The organism is Actinomadura madurae (assembly GCF_047130825.1).
Lineage (GTDB): Bacteria > Actinomycetota > Actinomycetes > Streptosporangiales > Streptosporangiaceae > Spirillospora > Spirillospora madurae.
In genome coordinates this window covers 112,330-134,632 of sequence record NZ_CP083237.1, presented here as the reverse complement: position 1 = coordinate 134,632, position 22,303 = coordinate 112,330, and the positions used below count along the sequence as shown (strand labels likewise).

Genomic DNA, 22,303 nt, shown 5'->3' with positions numbered 1-22,303 from the left:
CGCTCCCCTTTGCCCGCTCAGACGGACACCTTCTTTCTTCCGAGGATCCTGAGGGCTTCGAGGAGGTAACCGCGGAACACGGAATGGTTCTCGCTCATCGGGAAATGCCCGACCTTCTCCATCTTGATGAAGGTGGCGTTCTCGATCGCGTTCGCGGTGCGGGCGCTGTCCTCCGGGGTGGTCAGATAGTCGTACTCGCCGGTAAGCATCACGACGGGGCACCGGTCCCCGTCGATCTCGTGAAGACGTTCCCGCAGATCGTGGTCGACGGAGTAGAAGTACAGGTCGCCCTTGAACGCCTCGGATCCCTGGGAGTAGTAGAACCATGTCTTCCAGCGGTCGGCCTCGGGCGACTGCGGCGCCATCAGGTCCCACACGCCGCTCGCGCAGACCTGGGCGGCGTTGGCGTGCGGGTGCTGCCACCAGTCGAGGTAGAACCCGGGCGAGTAGTCCGCGCCCTCGACCGCCAGGACGCCCGCGAATCGGTCGGGGCGCCGCAGCGCGAGTTGCAGCGCGACGTTCCCCCCGAAGGAGGAGCCCATGAAGATGGGGTCTTCGAGTTCGAGGGCATCGCACAACGCGACGATGAAATTGACGTAGTGGTCCGCGGTGAGGGTGTACTCCTCCTTCCACCACTCGACGTTCTCCGGCGGATCGGACTTGCCGTGGCGGGGCAGATCGTAGGCGATGACGCGGTAATTCGCCGTGATCTCTTCGTCCTCCAGCAGGCCGCGCCACTGGTGGTTGTGACAGCCGGCGGTGTGCTGGCAGACCAGCGGCTGTCCGGTGCCGTTCTCGAGGTAGAAGACCTTGTACTCGACGCCGTCGACCTCGACGGTCACATAGTGCCCGGTGACCGGGGATACCTTGCTCACGGTGATCTCCTTCCTCAGACGGGCGAGCCGACGGCGCGGAGCAGTTCGATCTGCCGGGTGACGCAGCGCAGATTCTGCATGAGGACCAGGATGTCCCCGTCCAATCGCATGTCGCGCTGGAAGGTGGCCGCCCAGATCCCGTGGTGCATCGGGGGCGGCACCGGCTCACCGAACCCCCGCCACGTCTCAGGGCTCGCCCGGATCGCGAATTCGTAGGGGACGTCCAGCGGCCCCGGATCCACCGTGACCTGGGTCACCCGCCCCGACTCCACCTTGATCGCGTAGCTGCGGTCGGCGGCGTCGAGCAGGTAGGTGCAGGTGAAGTACTTCCCGTGGGCCCGGATCTCGGCGTCGTCGTTGCTGGCCGCGGCGAAGGCGTCGGCCCACTGTCGGCCGGGTGCGGCCCGGGTTGGTGCGGTCATGATCAGCGTCTCCTCCCGCACTGGACGCTTCGGCGATAACCGGCGCCCTACCCAGCCGCGAGGAACCCATCGACCGCGCGGTTACCAACATCCGGCCAAATCGGGCGATTCGCCACCGCACAGCCTGCGACCACGCTTAGCGCTCATCGGCAGCGCCTTCGGCCGCAGGCATCTTCGCTGGCTCTCGTCGACACCCGGCCGGGCTCTCCGACGTCACGCCAAGCCCGGCGGCGGAGCTCTCCGACCTTCCGAAGGTCATAGTGTCGACAGAATCGGCCACCTAGTAGGCATCCGACCGCTTGACCCCGCTTTTGTGTCGACAGTATCGTCGGCTCTGCACCACCGAGGAGGCATCGTGTCTAAATCGATCGAAACCGACCCTGCCCGGACCGTGCGCGGAGCCGTCATCCGGCGCGGCGACACGGGCTATGAGGAGGCCCGCCTGGCCGCCGTGTGGAACGAGCGCAGGCCGGACCGCTTCCCCGCCGTCATCGTCATCGCCGAGGACGAGCAGGACGTCGTCCGGGCCGTCCGGCTGGCGCGCTCGGAGGGGTTGCGCGTCTCCATCCGCTCCGGAGGGCACAGTTGGGTCGGCAATGGCGTGCGGGACGACGGCATGCTGATCGACCTCTCCCGGCTGCAGGAGATCACCGTCGATCCCGAGGCCCGGACCGCGGCCGTCCAGCCCGCCGCCAAGGGCCCCGCGATCCAGGACGCCCTCGCGCCGCACGGGTTGTTCTTCCCCACCGGCCATGCGCCCACCGTGGGCATCGGAGGGTTCATCCTCGGCGGTGGTTACGGCTGGAACTCCCGGCACCTCGGTCCGGCCTGCCTGAGCATCCGCGCCATTGACGTGGTCCTCGCCGACGGGACGCTCGTGCACGCCACCGACGAGACCCATCCCGACCTGCTCTGGGCCGCCCGGGGCAGCGGTCCCGGTTTCTTCGGTGTGGTCACCCGCTTCCACCTGCGGGTCCACGAACGCCCCGCGAAGATCGTCCGGACTGTGCACAGTTACCCGCTGGCCCTACGCGACGAGGTCCTGGCCTGGTCCTACGACCTTCTGGAGAAGCTGCCCACCACTGTGGAATTCTCCGCCAAGGTCGGCTTCACCCCGGACCTCGGCGTGCCCACGGTCTCCCTGACCGCCACCGCCTTCTGCACGACCGAGCACGGCCCGGAGGCGCTCGCGCTCCTGGAGACCGCACCCTTCCGCGACCGCGCCGTGCGCTCGACGGTGCGTCAGGAGACGACCATCGAGGAACTGTACGACATCGCGGACCGCCTCACCCCGGAGGGGCTGCGCTGGTCCGTGGACGGCGTCTGGGCCGACGGGACGGCCGAGGAGATCCTCGCCGCGGCGGCGCCCGTCTTCGACACCATTCCCAGCGGGAACAGCTTCGTGCTGTGGATGCTCTGGGGCCACTACCCGCCGCGTCCGGACGCCTGCTGGTCCATTCAGGCCAAGGCCTATGTCTCCCCCAATGCCGGTTGGAACGATCCGGCCGAGGATCTGCGCCATGAGGCCTGGGCACACGGCTCGCTGGCCGCCATGCAGCACATGTCCAAGGGGCTGCAGTTCTCCGACAACAACCTCGCCGATCGATTCGACCTCGGAATCAGCGTCGAGAACGCTGAGCGGCTGGAGCAGATCCGCGGCGCTTACGACCCCGAGGGGCTTTTCCGCACCTACATGACCCCGGCCGAGTCCACCACCGCCCTGGCCGCCGCGAACCGCGCCTGACCCGACCGGCCGTACAGAGCAGAAGCCACCCCCCGCATGCCGTAGTGCACGAGAACCCCGGCGGGTCTTCTCTCCATCACTCTCCTGGAGACGGCGGGCGCGCCGCGAGGCCGTCGGCGTCGGCGCGCGGCACCCCGGAAATCTGACAATCCCGGACCTACAGACGGGGGACGCATGATGGGTGACACAACGGTCTTCACCGACGTTCGGGTCTTCGACGGCACCGGGCGCGAGCCTTTCGCCGCCGAGGTCCTCGTCGAGGGCGACCGCATCACCGCCGTCGCACCCCGGCTGCCCGCGGCCCGGCGCGCCGGGGCCCGGGTACTGGACGGCTCGGGCGGCACTCTCATCCCCGGCCTCGTCGACTCCCACACGCACCTCGGCTTCGGCTCGACCGTCGAGCACCGTTCCCCGAGACGGGACGAGCCCGATGAGGAGAAGGCCCTGCTCGTGGCCCATGCGGGACGAGTCATGCTCGATCACGGCTTCACCAGCGCCTACTCCGGCGGCAACCGCCTGCCCCGGACGGAGGTCGCCGCCCGCAAGGCCTTCGCGGAGGGCTGGATGCCGGGCCCCCGCTTCAAGGCGGCGTCCTGGGAGGGCACCGCGGGCATGGTCGAGCCGGGGGTCTACGACTTCCCGGGCATCGACGGCCGGGTGCCCGACCCGGAATCGGTGGGCCGCTTCGTCGGGGAGATGGCCGGCCTGGGCGTCGACATCGTCAAGTTGTCGCTGTCCGGCGAGAGCGCGGTGGTGCAGGGCACCTCACGGATCGTGCAGTTCACCGACGAGGAGGTCGCCGCGGCAGCGGCGACCTCCCGCGAGCACGGCGTGGCGCTGACCGCGCACGCCCACGCGGCAGAGTCGATCAAGATGGCGGTCCGGCACGGCATCCGCGCGGTCTACCACTGCACCTTCGCCGACGAAGAGGCCCTTGACCTGCTCCGGGACGCGCGCGAGCGGGTGTTCGTCGCCCCCACCCCCGGGATCATCCACGCCAACCTCCACCACGCCGGCGTCGAACCCGATCCCGGTATGGAGGTCGAGCTCACCGAGAAATCGGTCAGGCAGGTCGTCCCGGAACTCGTCCGGCGCGGTGTGCGCGTCGTCCCGGGCGGAGACTATGGATTCGCCTGGAACCCGGTCGGCCGCAATGCTCATGACCTGCAGCTGTTCGTCGAGTGGTTCGGCTTCACCCCCGCAGAGGCCCTGCGGGCCGCCACCCTGTACGGCGGCCAGGTGATGGGCATGGGCGACGAACTCGGCCTGGTGCGGGAAGGGTTCCTCGCCGACTTGGTGCTCGTCGACGGCGACCCCCTGGACGACATCCGCGTCCTCCAGGACCGTGACCGCCTCGTCGCCGTCATGAAAGGCGGCGTCCTGCACAAGGCGCCGGCGTGAGCGCCCGGCGGAAGAGCGAGAGGAACGGCGGCGCGGCCTCTCCGCGAGCGCGGACGGCCGCCGGGCGCCTGGTCGGCCAGTGGGACGGCCCCATCGCCGTGTTCCGCGGCATCCCCTTCGCCGAGCCCCCGGTCGGCGACCTGCGCTGGCGGCCGCCCCGGCCCGCCGCGGGCTGGGACGGGGAACGCGACGCGCACTCGTTCGGGCCCGCGCCCCTCCAGCCGGAGCCGCCGCGGGACTCGGTCATGTACCAGAGCAACTTCGCCGACCGGCGCGCCCTGGTCATGAGCGAGGACTGCCTCTACCTCAACGTGTGGACGCCCGACCCCGCGCCGGGCGCCGGGCTCCCCGTCATGGTCTGGGTCCATGGCGGCGGCAACCGCTACGGCCACGGATCCCAGGACATCCACGACGGCGGCGGCATGGCCCGCCGGGGCGTGGTCGTCGTCACCCTCAACCACCGCCTGGGCGCCCTCGGGTTCCTCGCCCACCCCGGCCTGGCCGCCGAAGACGATGTCGGCGCGTCCGGAAACTATGGGACGCTCGACATTCTCGCCGCCCTGACCTGGGTTCGGGCGAACATCGCGGCCTTCGGCGGCGACGCCGGCCGGGTCACCCTCGCGGGCAACTCCGCCGGCGCCGCCCACATCTGCCACCTCATGGCCTCGCAGTCGGCCCGTCCGTTCTTCCGCGCGGCCATCGGGCAGAGCGCGTCCGGAGTGGGCCGGGCGGAGGGACCGCTGCCGAGTCAGGCCGAAGCCCAGAAGCACGGCCTCGCCTACGCGGACGGCTTCGGCGGCCGGGACATCGCGTCGCTGCGCCGGATATCGGGTATCGAGCTGACCGTGCGGGGCCGTTTCGGGCCCGTGGTCGACGGCAGGGTGCTGACCGAGGCGACCGACGACGTCTTCGATGCCGGCCGCCAGCACGCCGTGCCGCTGATGGTGGGCACCAACCTGGACGAGGGAACGGTCTATGCCGCCGAAGGCGAGGATGCCGGCGCCGTCGGCGACGACCGGTTCGTGCGCCCCGTCTGGCACTGGGCACGCGGCCACCGGGCCGCCGCCGCACCGACCTGGATGTACCGCTTCTCCCACCGCCCGCCGCTGCCGCCCGGCGTGCCCGACGTCGGCGTCTACCACACCGCCGAACTCCCCTACGTCCTGGACAACCTGGATCGGCGCCCGGTCTGGCCCTGGCAGGACGCCGACCGAGAACTGGCGGCTCTCATGGCCGACACCTGGGCGCGCTTCACCACCACGGGCGACCCGAACGGCGGGGCCCTCCCCGCTTGGCCGCGGTTCACCGGCCCCGACGACACCCCAGCCCTCGTCTTCGGTGACACCGTACGCCGGGACGTGCTGCGGGCACCCGCACGACGCACGTGAAGCTCTGCGCCACAACGCGCGAGAGAGGCGCCCGTGGACGGCGGGGCGCTCGCCAGTGGGGCGGGCCGTTCAGCCTGCGGCACGACGTTGGCGGGTGGGATTGCGGCGGCGGTCCGCCGTGTCCTGCTCGATCTGTTCCTCCACCGCGCGCAGCGCCCGCACGGTCGCCCCGGCGATCAGAGCCGAGGCCAGTTCCCGGTCGCGTTCCTCGCAAGCCTGGATGAGCCGTTCCTGGTCGTCCACACTGTGGGCCAGGCGGCCGGGCCGGGTCAGGCTGAGATGCCGCAGCATGAGGGTACGGAGGGCGAGCGAGTCCAGCATCTGCTTCAGCGTGGTGTTGCCGGCGATCTCGGTCATCCGCTCTTGGAGCTGGACGTGGTCCCAGAAGTAGGCGTCAACGTCCCCGGCGTCCGCGAGACTCCGCATCCGCTCGATCCGGGTGCGCAGCTCGGCCAGCTCGGTGTCGGTGGCACGCTCGACCAGCAGCCCCGCCAGCATCGACAGGAGCTGGCGCCGCACCTGGTAGATGTCACGGATTCCCTCAAGTGTGGGCGCGGCGACCCGAGGCCGCCGCCGGGCCTTGATCTCGACCAGGCCTTCCTGCTCCAGGAGCATCAGCGCCTCCCGCACCGGGGTACGGCTGGTGTCGAACCGGCGGGACAGATCGACGCTGTTGAGATCCTGCCCCGGCTCCAGCCGGCCCTCGATGATTCCGGCACCAACCCACTCGGCGATCTGCACGACCAGCGGTTCGCGCCGGTCTCGCAGCCGTAGCAGGCGGCTCAGAGCCAAATGCGTCTCCTGGTCTGCCATGCTCTCGTCTCCCGCCAGCCGCCTTCGTGGAGCAGTGTCGACACTACTGCACGTGGAGGCGGTATTTCGAGGAGATAGGCGACTCACTGTCGACAGGACCGGCCGACGGCATCCGACCCGAGTCCTGGGGTGCGGCCGCCCCGGGGACTGGTCGGGGTTCATGCGTAAGAGGGGTCGGGGGCGACGTTGATGTCGAGGACGAGAGGGCTGGTGCGTCCCGCAAGGCCGGGTAGCAGCTCGGCCAGGCTCGATGCGAGTTGCTCGTGAGTGGTGACGCGCGTCGCAGGGCATCCCAGGTTCTCGGCGATGCCCGAGATGGCGACCTCGGTGAACGAGGGCCATGGGGCTTTGCCGCGCCCCGATGCCTCGGCGAGCCGGTCCATGATCGCGTAGGCGCCGTTGGACATGACGACGAAGAGGACACCGGTCTGGTAGTGGGCCGCGCTCCACAGGCCCTGGATTCCGTAGAGGGAGGATCCGTCGCCGAGGACGGCCACGACGGGACGGGTGGGGGCGCCCATCTTCAGGCCGATCGCGGCGGGCAGGCCGAAGCCCAGGCCGCCTGCGGCTGCGCTGACGAATCCGAGTGGTGCACGGGCGGGGACCCGGCGGTGAAGTTCTGGGCGGCTGGAGGGCGACTCCTCGACCAGGATCGCATCGGCTGGTAGGTGGCGGGCCAGCAGATCGTAGACATGGGCCGGCCGCAGCGGCTCACCGGAGGCCGGTGCCGGGGCAGGAGCGGGGGACGGTCGCTCGGGTGCGCGGGTTTCGCGGCGCTTGATGCGCTCGGTCAGGGCGCGAGAGATCAAGGCGGGGTCGGCGATCAGTGCAAGATCGGCGACGCTGTTGTGGGCTTCGTCGGGGTACTGGGTGACCTGCGCGGTCCGCATTCCGCTGGGGAGGAGGTCGCCGGGCTCCCAGGGGTACTGCCGCAGCACTGGCGCGCCGAACGCCAGGAGAAGGTCGTGACCGTGCAGTGCTCGGCGGACGGCCGTCCGTCCCGAGGGCAGGTGCCCGGCGAAGGACGGGTGGTCCTGCGGGAAGCCGGCGCGGGCACCGAACGGTTCCTGCCACACCGGGGCGCCCAGCCGTCCGGCCAGGTCCACCAGCGCTGACCAGGCGGGCGGGCTGTCCGCGCCCGCGCCGACGATGATCACCGGGTGGCGGGCGGACTCGACGAGCTCGACCAGGCCGTCGATCGCCTCGGTCGTGGCGGGCGCCGCCCGGTGGACCGCCATGGGCGCAGCACCGCGTTCGGGCGCGGAGGGCTGGTCCCAATCGTCCATCGGGACGACCACGATCGCCGGGCCGGCTCCGGTGACCGCCTCATGGTGCGCCCGGGCGATGGCAGCGGGGACGTCCTGGGGACGGAGCGGCGTGTTCGTCCACACCGGGTACTGGCCCACGAGGCCGTCGAGACGCCCGGCGAGGAAGGGGTCGTGGGCGAGGTGCCGCCGGTCCTGCTGGCCGACGACGACCACGAGGGGCGCGCGGTTGGTCCGCGCGGTGGCCAGGGCACCGGCCGCGTTGGCGAGCCCAGCGGTGGTGTGAAGGTTGACGAATGCGGGCCGTCCGCGAGCGATCGCCCAGCCCGTGGCCATGCCGACCACCGAGCCCTCGTGCAGGGCGAGCCGGAACTCGACGTCGTCGGGCAGTCCGGTGAGGAAGGAGATCTCGGTCGATCCGGGGTTGGCGAAGATGGTCGTCATCTCGAAGTGGCGCATGACGTCGAAGGCGGCATCGCGGACACTGCGAGCACCTGGCCCCACTGCGGGCGACGGGTTCATGCGGACCCTTTCCGTGCGTGTCCCCGGACTGTCCCAGGCCGGGGATTCGGGCCGTCTCAGATCGGGTAGTGCCGCTGGCCCGACTGGATGGTCACCCAGCGGAGTTCGGTGAACTCCTCGAGCGCGGCCCTGGAGCCGAAGCGTCCCCAGCCGCTGGCGCCGACGCCGCCGAACGGCATCTGGGGTTCGTCGTGGACGGTGGCCCCGTTGATGTGGCAGATGCCCGAGCGGATTCGGCGGGCCACATCCAGCGCCGTTCCTCCGTCCCGGCCGAATACCGCGGCGGACAGCCCGTACTCGGTGTCGTTGGCCTTGGCCACGGCGTCGTCGACACCGTTCGCCTCGATGACTGAAACCACGGGACCGAAAGACTCCTCGCCGTAGATCCGCATCTCGGGCGTCACACCGCGCAGCACGGTCGGCTGGACGTAGAGGCCGTCGGCGTCTCCGCCGGTCAGCACTTGCGCGCCCTGCCGACGGGCGTCCTCGATCAAGGCCAGGACGTGGTCGCGGGCACCGGTATGGACGACGGGGCCGATCTGCGAGGTCGGATCGTCGGGCGGGCCGACGATGAGCTTGCCGGCCATGTCGGCCAGGCGGTCGCTGAGCGGTTCGGCCACCGAGCGGTCGGCGATCACCCGTTCGGTCGACATGCAGATCTGGCCCTGGTTCATGAACGCGCCGAAACTGGCGGCCGCCGCGGCGGCGTCGATGTCGGCGTCGGGCAGTACGACCATGGGCGCCTTGCCGCCCAGCTCCAGGACCGCGCGGGTGAGGTGGCGCCCGGCCAGTTCGCCGATGATCCGGCCGACCTTGGTCGACCCGGTGAAGTTCACCCGGGCGGTGCCGGGGTGGGCGATCAGGGCTTCGACGACCTCGGCGGCGTCCTCGGGCGCGTTGCTGACCAGGTTGACGGCACCGGCTGGAGCGCCTGCCTCGTGCAGGACCTCGACGATGGCGGCCTGGGTCCGCGGTGTCTGCTCGGAGGTCTTGAGGACCACAGTGTTGCCGTACGCCAGCGGCATCGCGATCGCACGAACGCCCAGGATCAGTGGCGCGTTCCAGGGCGCGATGCCGACCACCACGCCGGCCGGCTGCCGGAGGCCCAGCGCGGTCAGTCCCGGCACGTCGGACGGGATGACCTCGCCGACGGCGGAGTAGGCCTGTGCGGCGGCCTCGGCGAGCATGCCCTTGGCGACGTGGACGTTGAACATGCGCCAGGCCCGGGGCGCGCCCATCTCCGCACCCATCACCGCGGCCAGGTGCTCGGCCCGATCGTCCAGCAGCGCCGCCGCACGCGCGAGAACCTCCCGGCGCCGGGCCGGCGGGCGGCCGGACCAGGACGGGAGCGCCGACGCCGCGGCGTCGACCGCGCGGCGGGCATCGGCCGGAGACGCCGCCGCGACCCGCGCGATCGGCGTGCCGGTCAACGCCTCCGCCGTGTCGAAGTACCGCTCGGACTCCGGCGGCACTCGGCGTCCGGCAATGAACAGATCGCAGGTCGGGACGGTGCGTCCCGGATCGGTCGCTGACATCCGGCTGTCCTCCGCACAGAGTGCCCCGCCACATCGGCAGGCCGAGACCGCGAGTATCCGGGGCCGTCCGCACCCCGACAACGCGGATGTTCATTCAACGATCATCACTGGAGCGGTCGGCCCTCGCGGAGCCGGGTGCCGGGCCGCCGGCCGAGCAGCCGCGAGATGCCCAGGCCGCCGGCCACCAGCGACGGGAGCGCGGCCTGGTGCGTGACCGAGCCCGTCCGCAACACCACCGACATGGCCGCGACGACGTGGCCTTGGCCGTTGACGATCCGGGTGGCCACCGAGTCGGCCCCCTCGGTCAGCTCACCGCGGACGACGGCGGTTCCGGTCCGGCGGCACGCCGCGAGCTGGGCCCGCAGCTCCGCGGGATCCACCACGGTTTGCGGCGTGTAGCGGCGCAGCCCAGCATCCAGGACCTTGTCGATCAGCTCCGGGCCGCCGTGGGCGAGCAGCACCTTGCCCACGCCCGAGCAGTGCAGCGGCAGGCGCCCCCCGACCTGCGACACCAGCCCCAGCGCGTGCGGCGCGGAGAGCCGCTCGATGATCACCGCCTCGTGCCCCTCCAGGACGGCCAGCTGCACATGCTGGTGCAGCGCGCTGTGCAGGTCCTCCATGAACGGCTGGGCCCTGGCCCGCAGCGACTCGGTCCGCGGCGCCAGGGTGCCCAGCTCCCACAGCCGCAGACCGATCGTGAACCGCCGGTCCTCCCCGCGCTCCAGCGCGCCCGCCTCGACCAGCTCCAGAGCCAGTCGGCGCGCGGTGGGATGCGGCATGCCGGTCGCCCGCACCAGATCGGCCAGGCTCAGGTCAGGACGGTCCGGACGGAAGGCGAAGAGGATGTCCAGCAGGCGGGAACTCACCGTCCTGCCGGGTTCACCCGTGGGAGGCATGCTTTCTGCGACCTCCTTCCCGACGCTGGGCCCGGATGCTTTCCCGAATACGGGACGGAGGCTTCGTTTCACGCCCGGTCGAAGCCGGTCAGCCGTGCTGCAGGCGCTGGAAGCGCTTGGCTCGCGGTGCGCGCTCGAAGTGCCAGCCGAGAAGAGCGTGCTCGACGAAGAGCAGCGCCACGCTCAGGACGTATCCGACGATCCCGATCAGGATCGTTCCGCCCCAGGTGTCGGCGACCCGGAAGCTGGATCCGCTCTCCAGGATGAAGTGCCCGAGGCCCACCGGCGATCCGTAGATCTCGCTCACGACCATGAGCACGATCGCGATCTGCAGCGCGACCCGCAGACCGGCGAAGATCTGGGGTGAGGCCCCGGGCAGCGTGACCTTGAGGAGCCGCAGGCGCCACGGCACCCGGTAGCTGCTCGCGGTGTCGTTCACCGCCGGGTTGATGCCCGCCACACCGCTGATCGTGTTGAGCAGGATCGGCCAGAACGACCCGAGGACGATGAGGACGATCTTGGGTGTCGCGCCGACCCCGAACGTGAGGATCATCATCGGCACGAAGGCGATCGTCGGCGTCGCCCTGAAGTAGTCGAGCATGGGACCCGTCGCGCGGCGCAGGCCGTCGGACTCGCCGATCACCAGGCCCGCGGCCACCCCCGCGACCGTGGCGATCGCCAGTCCGGCGAGGACGTTCTTGAGGCTGAACCACAGGTCCGACTTCAGCCCTCCGTGCGCCAAGGCGTCCCACATCGCCGTCAGCATCGTCGGCAGCGACGGGAAGTTGAAGCTGCTGTGGCCGGCGGACCAGACCCACCAGATGGCGACCACGACACAGGGCAACCAGAGTTGCATCAGTATCCGGCCCAGCATCCCGCTGCGGACAGATTGCCGTGTCGTAGCCATCAGACCACTTCCCGTGTCGACCGGCGCCATGCCAGAAGCCGGTCCTGCAAGAGATCGGAGCACTTGTTGATGGTCCAGCCCAGGAAGCCGGCGGTGACGATGTAGGCGAAGGCGAGAGGCGCGTTGCCGTTCTGCTGGGCGCTCGCGATCGTGTGTCCCATGCCGGGCAGCGTGGTGAGGAGTTCCACCCCGAGCGCGACGAGCACCGACGTCGTCGCGGCGAACCGGAGGCCCGTCATGATCGACGGTGTGGCGTTCGGCAGGACGACCTTGCGGAACCGCAGGAGGCGCGGGACGCGGAAACTCCGCACGGTGTCGTCGATGATGGGTCTGACGTCCCTGGCGCCGTACTGGGCCTGCAGGAAGATGGGGAACACGCAGGCGATGAGGACGACGGTGATCTCCAGCTGCGGCTTGGAGCCCATCACGAGCAGGAACACGGGCAGCAGCGCGATGACCGGGAACGACCGCAGGACGTCGACGAGAAGCCGGCTCGACCGCTCCGCCGCGGCATAGGTTCCGGTGAGCAGCCCGAGGGGAATCCCGATGAGCGCCGCCAGGAGCAGTCCGGAGACGGCTCCGCGGAGGGTCTGCCCCACGGCCACCCAGAAATCGGCCGTGAAAAGGGCCCGCCACAGAGCCTTCGCGACCTGGATCGGGGTGGGGAGCGCCTCGCGGCTGATCCATCCGCTCTCGCACAGGACCGTCCACGAGGCGACCACCACGATCACCACGAGCAGTTGCTGAAGGCGGAGCGCCCGCCTCCTGGCGAACATCCCCAGGGCGGATCGGCGTGGGATCTCGTCCGTCGACGCCGTCGAGGCCATCTCCTCACCCTCCGCCTCTGCTGTCGCTGGTGCACGGGTCATGGAATCGGTGTTCCTCCGCCAGGGCCTTGCCTCACTTGATGTCGCCCGTCGGTGCGCCGCTCCACAGGAGGGAGGACGGGTCGGGCGCGGACTTGGAGATCTTGTAGGCGGCCATCTTGCTCACGACCGTCTTGAGCGTCTCCGTGTCGATCTGAGCCGAGAACGGCTGGATCGAACGGTTCTTGATGTAGTTCGGCGGAAGCTGGGTGTACTTGGTGTCGATCGCGCGGACGTCGTCCGGGTGCGTGTTGGCGTAGGCGATGGCCTTGGCGACCGCGTCGACGAACTTCTTGGCGGTGGCGTCGTTCTCCTTCAGCCAGTCGGACCCGGCGAACAGGATGGACTGCGGGAAGCCCGGCAGCTCGTTCATTCCCTTGCCGATGATCCGGTTACCGGACGTCCGCGCGGCGTCGAGGAAGGTCGCGAAGATGTAGGCGCCGTCGACCTGCCCCTTGTTCAGCGAGTCGACGATGGAGTTCAACGGCAGGGCGACGTATTTGATCGTCGAGGGATCCACCCCGGCCTGCTCCGCCGCGTAGTTGCTCATGACCTGGATGCTGCCCCCGAGGTTCGGGAGGGCGATCGTCTTCCCGCCCACGTCGGCGAACGACTTGATCGGGCTGTCGGCCGGGACCGCGAGCCCGTCGGACGGCGGAGCGGCCGTGGTCGACGACTGGAGGCCGGACACGATCTTGATGGCGAGACCCGCCTCGGCCCCCTTCGCCACCTGGACGCTGTCCGACATGGCGAACTGCGCCTCGCCCCGCAGGACGGACGGCGCGTTCTGGGACTGGTCCGACGCGCCCGCCTTGATCGTCACCTGCAGCCCGGCGCTCTTGAAGTATCCCTGGTCCTGCGCGATGTAGAGGGGCTCAAAGGTCGAACCGGACGAGCGGAGCACGGTCACCTTGGTCAGCCCGTCGGCCGTCTTGCCGCTGTCCGAGTCGCCGCACGCGACGAGGGAGCCCGCGAGGAGTGAGAGGCCGGCCATACCGGCGAGCCATCGGCGCATGAGACTGCTGACCTGCATATTCGTGGTTCCTTCCAGAGATCGGCCAAGCCGACGAGGACTTCGGATGTGAGGTGGCCGACCGCGTCTGTGACGACGGTCTCACTGCTTTCGGACCATACTGTCGACAGATTTGGACTGTCAAGCACACGGCACCCTTCGTCCGGCAACCCCGCTCCACATCCCGCTTTAGCCACCCTTGTCTGCGCCTATGTCCGTCATGGGACCCCGTCTCCGGCACGTGGCCGACCACACACGCCCACCGGTCCGATCGATACTGTGTCGACACTTCGCCGCGTGGCAGGGAGGGGCGCTCACGGACGCGAGCCCGCTGACGTCGGGGCGGGTTCGACCACTCCTCATCGGGGACGGACTCGGGTGACCGCCCGACGGCGGGCAACCGAGGCTCGCACCTCCAGGTGTCGACACATGGCGCACAGAAGGCATCCTCCCGGGGAAGAGTGCAGAGGATACGCCCCTTGCCAGAGCATCAGTGTCGACAGTAGCGTGGGCCACGCCATCAGTTCTCTCACCACTGGATACGAGGCTCATGTCAGAGGAGACGACCCGCACCCCGCATCTCGTCGTGGATGACATTCACATGACGTACGGCACCGGCGCCACCGCTCACGATGTCCTCGGCGGCATCAGCCTGACCGTCTCGTACGGCGAGTTCGTGTGCATCGTGGGCCCTTCGGGCGCGGGCAAGACGACGCTGCTGCGTTGCCTGTCGGGGCTCCTCCGCCCTACGGCCGGCGCCGTCTCGGTGGCCGGCCGGCAGGTGACCCAGCCCGTTCCCGAGATCGCCGTCGTCTTCCAGGACTACCGGGGATCTCTCATGCCGTGGCTGCAGGTCTGGGACAACGTCGCCCTGCCGCTCCAAGGAATGGGTGTCAAGAAGTCGGAGCGCATGGCGCGCGCCGAGGAGAGCCTGGAGGCCGTGGGACTGCACGGTGTCGGCGGCAAGTACCCCTGGCAGCTCTCAGGCGGGATGCAGCAAAGGGTGTCGATCGCCCGCGCCATCGCGTACCGCTCCCCCATCCTGCTCATGGACGAGCCCTTCGGCTCGGTGGACGCGCAGGCGCGCTTCGAGCTGGAGGACCTGGCTCTGCGGCTGCGCCGCGAGCTCGGGATCACCGTCGTCGTGGTGACGCACGACATCGACGAGGCCGTCTACCTCTCCGACCGGGTCGTCGTCATGGCGGGGCGCCCGACCCACGTCGTCGACGATCTGGCGATCGACCTGGGCCCGGACCGCGACCAGATCACCACGCGCGCTCTTCCCAGGTTCGCCGAGCTCCGGACCCGCGTGCTCGAGGAGATCCGCGCGGGCCAGCCCACGCCTCCCGGTTCTTCCGCCGCGACTGGCACGCCCGCCGGGCCGGCCACGCCCGACGGCCGCTCCGGGAGGGGCCCCGCCCGTAGCGCGACGGTGTGACGGTGAAGCGTCGGAGCCTCAGTCGGAAGAGGTGAGCACGGACAGGTCGATGGCCTTGAGGGCCGCGTCGGTGGCACGCGAGAGCAGCAGCGCGGCGAGTTCGCCGTCGCGGGAGGCGATCGCTTCGAAGATCCTCACCTGGTCGGCCACCGACGCGGTCAGGCGACCCGGGCGGGCCAGGGACGCGTGCCGGAAGACGAGCGTGCGCAGCGCCAGGGAGTCGAGGATCTTGGTGAGCGTGTCGTTGCCGGCTATCGTCAGCAGGCGGCTCTGCAGGTCGACGTGGCCCCAGAAGTAGCCGTCGACGTCGCCCGCCTCGGCCGCCTCCTGCATCCGGGACAGCCGGTCCCGCAGGTCCTCGATCTCCTGGTCGGTGATGTGCTCCGTCACCAGTGAGCCCATCAGCGCCAGGAGGTGCCGCCGTACCAGGTAGATCTCGCGTACCCGCTCGGGAGTGAACGAGGCGACCCGCGGGCGCCTGCGCGCCTTGATCTCCACCAGCCCTTCGGACTCCAGGAGCATCAGGGCCTCCCGGACGGGGGTCCGGCTGCTTTCGAAGCGGCGGGCCAGGTCGACGGAGTTGAGATCCTGGCCGGGCTTGAGGCGGCCTTCCACGATGCCGCGAGCGACCCAGATCGCGACATGGGCGACGGCCGGTTCGCGCCGCTCCTCGATCTGGAGGAGGCGCACCAATTCCGCCGTACGGCCCTCGGCCTGCTCCACTACGACCTCGCTCATCGATTCCCCGTCTCCGCTGCAATGCACGCGCAAGTCTGACGCACATCGGCACACGCTTCCAACGTCGCCGCCCGCGGGCACGGAAGTGACCGCGCCCGCCGGGCGGAGCCCAATTCCGCCCCGCCCGGCGACGACGGACGTCCGTAGGTCAAGGCCGGTGCCGACGCGACGCCGGCCAGATGCCCTGTTTGCCGGGCGCGAGAATGCCGGCCGGATCCACCGCGTCCTTTATCTTCTCGACGAAGCGCATATACGCGTGGTCGTTGAACGAGAACTGTTCGGCGGCCACATCCATGACGCTGAGATGCGCTCGGTAGTTGCCGTATCCGCGCTTCCCCGCCTCGCTGACGAGCTTCTTCATGGTCTCGTAAACGAGCCGGGCCTGGTCCTCGTCGTCGAATCCGAAGTTGCTGCCGCTGACGTAGATCGCGCTGCGTTCCGAGATCGCCATGATGGCGCTCTTGAAGTCCAGCCCGACGGCCTCCACCATCGGCCGGAAGGTGCGGACGAACCGGAGGATCTCCGCCCCCTTCAGCGGCACGACCGGGGCGAAGTCCATGTGCCCGCCGCGTGCGCCGGCGCGCCAGCCCGCCATGCCGACGAGGTCGAGGCCGGGGACGCCGGCCGCGACCCGATCGGACGGGTGCTCCAGCTCCCTCGCCCGCTCGGGGGTCGTCCGCCGCCCGGTGACCTCCACCCCCGGGATCGCGCCGAACGCGGCCTTGATCTTGGCGAACCTGTGGTCGACGACCGGGCCGTCGCCCCAGAGCGACAGCCGCATGGTCCAGCGTCCGATGCCCAGCTCGCGCCCGACCCGGTCGAGGACCTCCTCCGGCATCGGCCCCGTGCCGTCGTACCAGTCGGAGCGCTGGGAGACCATGGCCGCCGCGCTCGGCGTGTTGTAGATGACGGGGACGCCCGCGACCGTCCCGTCGAGGAGCAGCCCGCGGAGCGTGTCGGCCAGTTCCACGATGTCGTCCTCCCTGCGGGCGACGACCGTCACCGGCATGACGACCTCCGGGCTGCGCTGGAGCCACACGCCCATCTTGGTGACGATTCCGAGGTTCGACTGCATGAACAGCTGGTCGAGCGAGGGCCCGAGGCCGCGCCGGTAGAGGTTCCAGCTGCGGCTTCCCGGGACGCCGCCCATACCGGTGCGGAGCAGTTCGCCGTCGGCCGTCACGACCTCCAGCCCGCAGGGCGCCATGAAGTCCTGCCCGTATTTCAGGTAGGTGACGCCGTGGTCCAGGGAGTTGCCGACGAGGCTGCCCCACCCGATGTCCGGAACCGACAGCAGAAGCGGATGTCCCCCGTCCCGGAGGGCGGCGTCGAGCTCCAGGAAGCTGACGCCCGGTTCGACCAGGGCGTAACAGAGCTCGTCGTCGATCTCCAAGATCCGGTTCATCCGCCGGAAATTGACCGTGACCGAGCCGGAGAGCCGCGGGCCCGCGCCACCGTATCCGTTGTTGCGGCCCTGGCCGTTCGGCCACAGCGGAACGGAGTGCTCGGCCGCGACCCGGACGATCTCCTGGACCTGCTCGACGGTCTCGGGCTGGACCACCGCCGAGGGCGTGTGGTCGTCCCAGCCGGCCGGCTGGAACGGGTCGCGGAACTCCTCCAGCGCGGCGGTCGTGCGGAGCACGTGCTCCGGCCCGACGATCGCTTCGAACCGGGCGAGCGCCGCCTCGAGCGACGCCTCGGCCGGACGTCCCTCCGTCACCTGGGTCATGCGCGTCATCTCCTTCCATCACAGGCGTGCCGATGAACGTCGACGGGGGCGCTGCGCTCGGAGCAGCGCACCTGATCACCTCTGATGTGATGAGCCCCATCGGCAATCTGTCGACATTTTGGTCGGCCGGCCCACTTCTGATCCCGACCCGGGTTGAAGGATTCGGGATGTGTCGACAGTATAGTAATCGGCGACTACCGGCCACAACCGTGCATCGAGCGTGGCCGCGGCGTCCGCCGATGCCCTCGGACGTGGGCGGACGATCACCGGAAACACCGGCCTTGTGTCGACACATGGGTCCGGACTGGCTTGTCACAGTAGGAGGTTGAGATGGCGCGGGTCCCGGAGGCAGCCGGCACGGGCGAGATCGCGGATCGGATCCGGCACCGCCGCGCGGGCGGAGTGCTGCGGCCCCTAGACCATGTACTGCTCCACGCGCCGCAGGCGGCGGACGGCTGGAACTCGCTGCTCGGGGCCCTGCGCGCCGGGGAGTTCCTTCCGGCGGATCTCCGGGAGCTGGCGATCCTCCGCGTGGCCGTCCTCAACGACGCGGCCTACGAGTGGGACGCCCACCTGCCCGATGCCGCGGCGGCCGGGCTGGGGCCGGCACAGCTCGCCCAGCTCCGCATAGCCGGCGGGAAGGGCGCCGACGTGTTCACCCCCTTGCAGGCGGCGGCCCTGCGGCTGACGGACGCCATGACCCGGGACCTGCGGGTTCCGGACGACCTCTTCGCGGACCTGCGGGCCCGGCTCGGCGTCGGTGCGCTGGTCGAGCTGGCCGTCGTCATCGCGGCCTACAACATGGTCTCCCGGCTCATCGTCGCCCTCGGCATCACGTCCACGGACGGTGCGTCATGACGGGGCGGCTGGAAGGCAAGGTCGCCGTCATCACGGGCGCGGGCAGCGTCGGCCCCGGATGGGGCAACGGGAGGGCGACCGCCGTCACCTTCGCCCGCGAGGGCGCTCATGTCCTCCTGGTCGACCGCGACAAGGAGTCCCTGGAGAAGACGTTCGAGCAGGTCCGTGAGATCGGCGGGTCGGCCGCGCTCCGGCTCGCGGACGTCACCGACCAGCAGGCCGTCGAGGCCTTCGTGGGCGCCTGCGTCGAGGAGCACGGCGGGCTCGACATCCTCGTCAACAACGTCGGCGGATCCCGCGCGGGCGGCGTCGCCGAGCTCGGTATCGACGATTGGCACGCGCAGCTGGAGGTCAATCTGACGAGCGTCTTCCTGGGATGCAAGGCCGCGGTTCCCGTCATGCGCTCCGGCGGCGGCGGTTCCATCGTCAACATCTCCTCCGCGTCGGGCCTTCGCTACACCGGCGCGGCCCAGGTGGCGTACGCCTCGGCGAAGGCGGCCGTCATCCAGCTCTCCCGGGTCTCCGCCGTCCAGTACGCGCCGTTCGGAGTGCGGGTGAACACCGTCGTCCCCGGTCAGCTCCACACGCCGATGGTGGAGGCGCGGCTGGCCGGGCAGCGCGCCGGAGGCGACGTCGCGCTCCTGCTGCGGCAGCGCCAGGCGAGGATTCCGCTCGGTTTCATGGGCGATGGCCGTGATACGGCCAATGCCGCCCTGTTCTTCGCGAGCGACGAGTCGAGGTTCGTCACCGGGACGGAACTCGTCGTCGACGGGGGAATGACGGCGCGCTGTGACTGAGGCGACCGGCGCCGAGGCCGCCCGCGTGTTCACGCCGTCCCCGGGCAATCCGGGACCGCACCCGCGGCCGCGCAGACCATCGTTGGCACTCCCCAGCGGCTCGACCGACGCCCACTGCCATGTCTTCGGGCCCGCCGACGTGTTCCCCTATCCACCTGACCGGGCCTTCACCCCGGTCGACGCGCCACGGGACGAGGTCACGGGCCTGCAGCGCTTCCTGGGGTTCCAGCGGGCGGTGTTCGTCCAGTCCGCGGGGCACGGCACGGACCACCGTCCGCTGCTGGACGCGCTGGCCGCCGACCGCGCGAACCGCCGCGGCGTGGCCATCCTCCGGCCGGGGATCGGCACGGCGGAGATCCTCCGGCTCGACGCGGCCGGGGTGTGCGGCGCCCGGCTGCATTTCGTCACCCATCTCGGGCCGGGCCCCGAGCCGGAGCAGGCCCTGCGGATGCTCGGGCAGGTGGCCGATCTCGGCTGGCATGCCGAGATCCACGTCCGGGCCCGCGGCATCGTGGAGCACGCCGCACTGATCGCCGCCATCCCCGCGCCGGTGGTCATCGACCACATGGCCCGGGTCGATCTCGCGGAAGGGCTCGACGGGCCTTCGGTCCAGGCGCTGACGTCCCTGCTGGAACGCGGCGACGTGTGGGTGAAGCTCAGCGGCGTGGACCGGCTGTCCCTCGTCGGCCCGCCCTATCCCGACGCCGTGGCGCTGGCCGCGCTCCTCGTGGAACGGTTCCCCGAACGCGTCGTCTGGGGGACCGACTATCCCCACGTGAACATCACCGGGACCGCGCCCGACGACGGGATGCTCGTCGACCTCATCGAGCAGATGGCCCCGACGGCGGCCCTGCGGGAACGCCTGCTCGTGACCAACCCGGCGGAGCTCTTCGGCTTCGGCCCGGCAACCGAACCCGCTTCGAAAGGATTTGCGCATGGCTGAGCGGCTCAAGGACAAGGTGGCGCTGGTGACGGGCATCGGCGCGGGGATCGGCCAGGGCATCGCGCTCCGGTTCGCGGCCGAGGGCGCGTCGGTCATCGGCTGCGACATCGATCCCGATCGCGCGGAGGAGACCGTGGCCCTCGCCGCGGAGGCGGGCACCCCGATCGAGTCGGTGCACCCGCTGGACCTCACCAGGCCGGACGATGTGCGGCGGTACGTCGGCGTGGCCCGTGAACGGCATGGCCGTGCGCACGTTCTCGTCAACGCCGCCGCGATCCCCCCGCACATGGCGCGGGCCGACGAGATGGACTTCGACTCGCAGTGGCGGCCCACCATCGCGGGAGAGGTCGACCTGGTGTTCCTCGCCTGCCGCGAAGCCTGGCCGCTGCTCAAGGCGGCCGGGAGCGCGTCGATCATCAACTTCGCCTCCGTCAACTCCCACCGGGCGAGCCGGAGCCTCGGCATGGTCGCGCACTGCGCGGGGAAGGGCGCCGTGCTGTCGATGACCAGGCAGCTCGCCGTCGAGGGAGGGCCCGACGGCATCCGCGCGAACACCATCGCGCCCGGGCTCGTGCAGACGCGCGCCACCGCCGCCGCGGGCCTCTCGGCCGGCTCCGCCTCCGAACGGTTCATCGCCCGCACGCTCGTCGGCCGGCTCGGCGTGCCCGACGACATCGCCTGGTGCGCCGTCTACCTCGCCTCGGACGAGGCCGGTTGGGTCACCGGCGCCGACTTCGCCGTCGACGGCGGCGTGACAGCGGTCTAAGGAGCCACGATGACGCATTCCCATCAGAAGCCGACCGTCTTCACCGACGAGGAGAAGCGCGCCTTCCGGGCCGACATCGACGCCATGCGCAGACCCGGGGCGTACGAGCCCGGCCGGTGGTCGGTCAGCCCGCTCAACCGGGACCCGGCCGTCGTCGGCGCGATGCCGGCGAAGGTCGCCCTGCGGGACGTCACCATGAGGTCGCTGGAGGCCCTCCCCGGAGTCGTGACGACACCGGAGGCGAAGCGCTCCTTCCTGCGCGCGCTGGTGGCGTCCGGAGTCCCGGAGATCGTCGCGGCGGGCGTGCGAGGACGGCCGGTCGAGGACGTCCGCCGGGACGTCCAGGAGATCCGCGCCTTGAACCCGAAGTGCCGGGTGACGTGCCCGATGCTCTTCACGTCGGCCGACCTCGAAGCGGCCGCGGAGGCCGGTTTCGATGCCGTCCAGGTGTGGGTGCCGCCGTGGGGCAGTGCCTCGACCATGTACGAGCCTCACCTGTTCGCGCGGACGTGGGCCGGGGAGGACTGGCGCGGCCGAGGCCAGCCGGCCGACCGGGACGGCTACCTGGAGCGGGCCGTGAGCCTGGTGGCCCGAGCCCGCGATCTGGGCCTCGCCGTCACGGCCCCGATGCTCATGGTGTCCTTCCTCGACGAGGAGCGTCACAGCGGGACGGTGAAGGCGCTGGCCGAGGCCGGCGCGGCGGAGATCGCGCTGTTCGACGGCCCGGGAGCGATGGCCCCCGAGGCGATGGCCGAGCTCGTCCGCCGCACGCGTGCGCTGGCGCCCGGGGTCCGCATCGGGCTGCACCCGCACAACACCTTCGGCTTGGCGGTCGCCGTCGCGGTCGCGGCGGCCCGCGCGGGCGCCGACGCCGTGGAGGTCTCGGTGAACGGCTACTGCGGAGGGCCCGGCAACGCCGACCTCGCGGCCACGGTCGCGGCGTTCGAGGCACTGTACGGGGTGTCCACGGGCATCGACCCCGGAACCCTGACGCACCTGGCCCGGACCGCCGAGGCGATGACCTCCTACCGGCGCGCCTACAACCACCCGGTCACCGGTGACCAGGTCTACAGCTGGGGCGGCATGGACTTCATGACGCAGGAGCTCGGCGTCGACTCGCTCCTGCACAACTGCATCTCCCCGGAATGGGTCGGGTCGGAGCAGCGGGCCCCGCTCACCGAGATGAGCGGTCCCTTCACCGCGTGGGACAAGCTCGTCGAGCTCGGCTTCGCCCCCGATCACCAGGGCGTCGACGCCTTCCTGGCGCGGGTGCGGGACACCATGGCCGAGCGGGGGCGGCTGCTCGACGATGCGGAGCTGGCCGATGTCGCCCGCGAGTGCGGCCTGACCGGGTCGTCCTGAGCCTCGGGGCGCGAGCGTTGCGGCTT

At 70.6% G+C, this 22,303-nt stretch carries 20 protein-coding genes; 9 read left to right on the top strand and 11 right to left on the bottom strand.

Annotated elements, in window-relative coordinates:
• Positions 1-17: 17 nt before the first annotated feature.
• Entirely contained in the window at positions 18-875 is an 858-nt protein-coding gene (locus tag K8Z49_RS00625) for an alpha/beta fold hydrolase (protein WP_412517340.1), read from the bottom strand.
• Positions 876-889: 14 nt separating this feature from the next.
• Positions 890-1,297, bottom strand: coding sequence for a hypothetical protein (locus K8Z49_RS00620; RefSeq protein WP_075023812.1), 408 nt, complete (start codon positions 1,295-1,297; stop codon positions 890-892).
• A 355-nt stretch (positions 1,298-1,652) separates the two neighbouring features.
• On the opposite strand from K8Z49_RS00620, the gene K8Z49_RS00615 reads away from it, so the two are divergent.
• The 3 genes from K8Z49_RS00615 to K8Z49_RS00605 all read left to right on the top strand — a co-directional run bounded on the left by K8Z49_RS00615 (position 1,653) and on the right by K8Z49_RS00605 (position 5,830).
• Positions 1,653-3,041, top strand: a complete 1,389-nt coding sequence (locus K8Z49_RS00615; RefSeq protein ID WP_200871673.1) for an FAD-binding oxidoreductase — start codon at positions 1,653-1,655, stop codon at positions 3,039-3,041.
• Between the two features lie 174 nt (positions 3,042-3,215).
• Complete coding sequence (locus tag K8Z49_RS00610) at positions 3,216-4,442, top strand: amidohydrolase family protein (protein WP_412517338.1); 1,227 nt, start codon at positions 3,216-3,218, stop codon at positions 4,440-4,442.
• Positions 4,439-5,830, top strand: coding sequence for a carboxylesterase/lipase family protein (locus K8Z49_RS00605; RefSeq protein WP_412517336.1), 1,392 nt, complete (start codon positions 4,439-4,441; stop codon positions 5,828-5,830). The genes K8Z49_RS00610 and K8Z49_RS00605 overlap by 4 nt, the downstream gene beginning before the upstream one ends.
• Before the next feature lie 69 nt (positions 5,831-5,899).
• On the opposite strand, the gene K8Z49_RS00600 is transcribed toward K8Z49_RS00605, so the two are convergent.
• The 7 genes from K8Z49_RS00600 to K8Z49_RS00570 all read right to left on the bottom strand — a co-directional run bounded on the left by K8Z49_RS00600 (position 5,900) and on the right by K8Z49_RS00570 (position 13,667).
• Complete coding sequence (locus K8Z49_RS00600) at positions 5,900-6,643, bottom strand: GntR family transcriptional regulator (protein WP_021591575.1); 744 nt, start codon at positions 6,641-6,643, stop codon at positions 5,900-5,902.
• A 158-nt stretch (positions 6,644-6,801) separates the two neighbouring features.
• Positions 6,802-8,430, bottom strand: coding sequence for a thiamine pyrophosphate-dependent enzyme (locus K8Z49_RS00595; protein ID WP_412517334.1), 1,629 nt, complete (start codon positions 8,428-8,430; stop codon positions 6,802-6,804).
• A 56-nt stretch (positions 8,431-8,486) separates the two neighbouring features.
• Entirely contained in the window at positions 8,487-9,965 is a 1,479-nt protein-coding gene (locus K8Z49_RS00590) for an aldehyde dehydrogenase family protein (protein ID WP_412517332.1), read from the bottom strand.
• A gap of 104 nt (positions 9,966-10,069) precedes the next feature.
• The gene (locus tag K8Z49_RS00585; RefSeq protein ID WP_412517330.1) at positions 10,070-10,861 is read right to left on the bottom strand and encodes an IclR family transcriptional regulator; all 792 of its coding nucleotides are present in this window, start codon (positions 10,859-10,861) and stop codon (positions 10,070-10,072) included.
• A gap of 88 nt (positions 10,862-10,949) precedes the next feature.
• Positions 10,950-11,717 carry an ABC transporter permease gene (locus tag K8Z49_RS00580; RefSeq protein WP_412517329.1) on the bottom strand — a complete coding sequence of 256 codons (768 nt, stop codon included), beginning with the start codon at positions 11,715-11,717 and terminating at the stop codon, positions 10,950-10,952.
• 50 nt (positions 11,718-11,767) lie between these two features.
• Positions 11,768-12,637 carry an ABC transporter permease gene (locus K8Z49_RS00575; protein WP_412517328.1) on the bottom strand — a complete coding sequence of 290 codons (870 nt, stop codon included), beginning with the start codon at positions 12,635-12,637 and terminating at the stop codon, positions 11,768-11,770.
• 31 nt (positions 12,638-12,668) lie between these two features.
• Positions 12,669-13,667 carry an ABC transporter substrate-binding protein gene (locus tag K8Z49_RS00570; RefSeq protein WP_021591581.1) on the bottom strand — a complete coding sequence of 333 codons (999 nt, stop codon included), beginning with the start codon at positions 13,665-13,667 and terminating at the stop codon, positions 12,669-12,671.
• A gap of 529 nt (positions 13,668-14,196) precedes the next feature.
• Here K8Z49_RS00570 and K8Z49_RS00565 point away from each other — a divergent pair.
• Positions 14,197-15,084: an ABC transporter ATP-binding protein gene (locus tag K8Z49_RS00565; RefSeq protein ID WP_021591582.1), complete on the top strand. Its 888-nt coding sequence runs from the start codon at positions 14,197-14,199 to the stop codon at positions 15,082-15,084.
• A gap of 18 nt (positions 15,085-15,102) precedes the next feature.
• On the opposite strand, the gene K8Z49_RS00560 is transcribed toward K8Z49_RS00565, so the two are convergent.
• Together K8Z49_RS00560 and K8Z49_RS00555 are read right to left on the bottom strand one after the other, a co-directional pair.
• Complete coding sequence (locus K8Z49_RS00560; protein WP_052357186.1) at positions 15,103-15,822, bottom strand: GntR family transcriptional regulator; 720 nt, start codon at positions 15,820-15,822, stop codon at positions 15,103-15,105.
• 148 nt (positions 15,823-15,970) lie between these two features.
• Positions 15,971-17,551, bottom strand: a complete 1,581-nt coding sequence (locus tag K8Z49_RS00555; protein ID WP_024933995.1) for an FAD-binding oxidoreductase — start codon at positions 17,549-17,551, stop codon at positions 15,971-15,973.
• Positions 17,552-17,881: 330 nt separating this feature from the next.
• On the opposite strand from K8Z49_RS00555, the gene K8Z49_RS00550 reads away from it, so the two are divergent.
• From K8Z49_RS00550 to K8Z49_RS00530, 5 genes are read left to right on the top strand one after another with little or no spacing between them, the layout of a single operon-like run.
• Complete coding sequence (locus K8Z49_RS00550) at positions 17,882-18,409, top strand: carboxymuconolactone decarboxylase family protein (RefSeq protein WP_412517326.1); 528 nt, start codon at positions 17,882-17,884, stop codon at positions 18,407-18,409.
• Positions 18,406-19,206, top strand: coding sequence for an SDR family NAD(P)-dependent oxidoreductase (locus K8Z49_RS00545; RefSeq protein ID WP_021591586.1), 801 nt, complete (start codon positions 18,406-18,408; stop codon positions 19,204-19,206). The genes K8Z49_RS00550 and K8Z49_RS00545 overlap by 4 nt, the downstream gene beginning before the upstream one ends.
• Complete coding sequence (locus K8Z49_RS00540; RefSeq protein ID WP_021591587.1) at positions 19,199-20,149, top strand: amidohydrolase family protein; 951 nt, start codon at positions 19,199-19,201, stop codon at positions 20,147-20,149. The genes K8Z49_RS00545 and K8Z49_RS00540 overlap by 8 nt, the downstream gene beginning before the upstream one ends.
• On the top strand, positions 20,142-20,915 hold the full coding sequence (locus tag K8Z49_RS00535; RefSeq protein ID WP_412517325.1) for an SDR family NAD(P)-dependent oxidoreductase: 774 nt from the start codon (positions 20,142-20,144) through the stop codon (positions 20,913-20,915). The genes K8Z49_RS00540 and K8Z49_RS00535 overlap by 8 nt, the downstream gene beginning before the upstream one ends.
• A 9-nt stretch (positions 20,916-20,924) precedes the next feature.
• Positions 20,925-22,277 (top strand): hypothetical protein, encoded by a 1,353-nt coding sequence (locus K8Z49_RS00530; RefSeq protein ID WP_412517323.1) that lies wholly within the window; start codon positions 20,925-20,927, stop codon positions 22,275-22,277.
• Positions 22,278-22,303: the final 26 nt, after the last annotated feature.

Excerpts from the sequence above, each read along its gene's own strand:
- K8Z49_RS00580 (WP_412517329.1), bottom strand. The coding sequence starts at position 11,717 with ATGCAACTCTGGTTGCCCTGTGTCGTGGTCGCCATCTGGTGGGTCTGG.
- K8Z49_RS00545 (WP_021591586.1), top strand. The coding sequence starts at position 18,406 with ATGACGGGGCGGCTGGAAGGCAAGGTCGCCGTCATCACGGGCGCGGGC.
- K8Z49_RS00620 (WP_075023812.1), bottom strand. The coding sequence starts at position 1,297 with ATGACCGCACCAACCCGGGCCGCACCCGGCCGACAGTGGGCCGACGCC.
- K8Z49_RS00600 (WP_021591575.1), bottom strand. The coding sequence starts at position 6,643 with ATGGCAGACCAGGAGACGCATTTGGCTCTGAGCCGCCTGCTACGGCTG.
- K8Z49_RS00570 (WP_021591581.1), bottom strand. The coding sequence starts at position 13,667 with ATGCAGGTCAGCAGTCTCATGCGCCGATGGCTCGCCGGTATGGCCGGC.
- K8Z49_RS00550 (WP_412517326.1), top strand. The coding sequence starts at position 17,882 with ATGGCGCGGGTCCCGGAGGCAGCCGGCACGGGCGAGATCGCGGATCGG.
- K8Z49_RS00610 (WP_412517338.1), top strand. The coding sequence starts at position 3,216 with ATGATGGGTGACACAACGGTCTTCACCGACGTTCGGGTCTTCGACGGC.
- K8Z49_RS00595 (WP_412517334.1), bottom strand. The coding sequence starts at position 8,430 with ATGAACCCGTCGCCCGCAGTGGGGCCAGGTGCTCGCAGTGTCCGCGAT.
- K8Z49_RS00555 (WP_024933995.1), bottom strand. The coding sequence starts at position 17,551 with ATGACCCAGGTGACGGAGGGACGTCCGGCCGAGGCGTCGCTCGAGGCG.
- K8Z49_RS00585 (WP_412517330.1), bottom strand. The coding sequence starts at position 10,861 with ATGCCTCCCACGGGTGAACCCGGCAGGACGGTGAGTTCCCGCCTGCTG.
- K8Z49_RS00565 (WP_021591582.1), top strand. The coding sequence starts at position 14,197 with ATGTCAGAGGAGACGACCCGCACCCCGCATCTCGTCGTGGATGACATT.
- K8Z49_RS00530 (WP_412517323.1), top strand. The coding sequence starts at position 20,925 with ATGACGCATTCCCATCAGAAGCCGACCGTCTTCACCGACGAGGAGAAG.
- K8Z49_RS00535 (WP_412517325.1), top strand. The coding sequence starts at position 20,142 with ATGGCTGAGCGGCTCAAGGACAAGGTGGCGCTGGTGACGGGCATCGGC.
- K8Z49_RS00590 (WP_412517332.1), bottom strand. The coding sequence starts at position 9,965 with ATGTCAGCGACCGATCCGGGACGCACCGTCCCGACCTGCGATCTGTTC.
- K8Z49_RS00575 (WP_412517328.1), bottom strand. The coding sequence starts at position 12,637 with ATGACCCGTGCACCAGCGACAGCAGAGGCGGAGGGTGAGGAGATGGCC.
- K8Z49_RS00560 (WP_052357186.1), bottom strand. The coding sequence starts at position 15,822 with ATGAGCGAGGTCGTAGTGGAGCAGGCCGAGGGCCGTACGGCGGAATTG.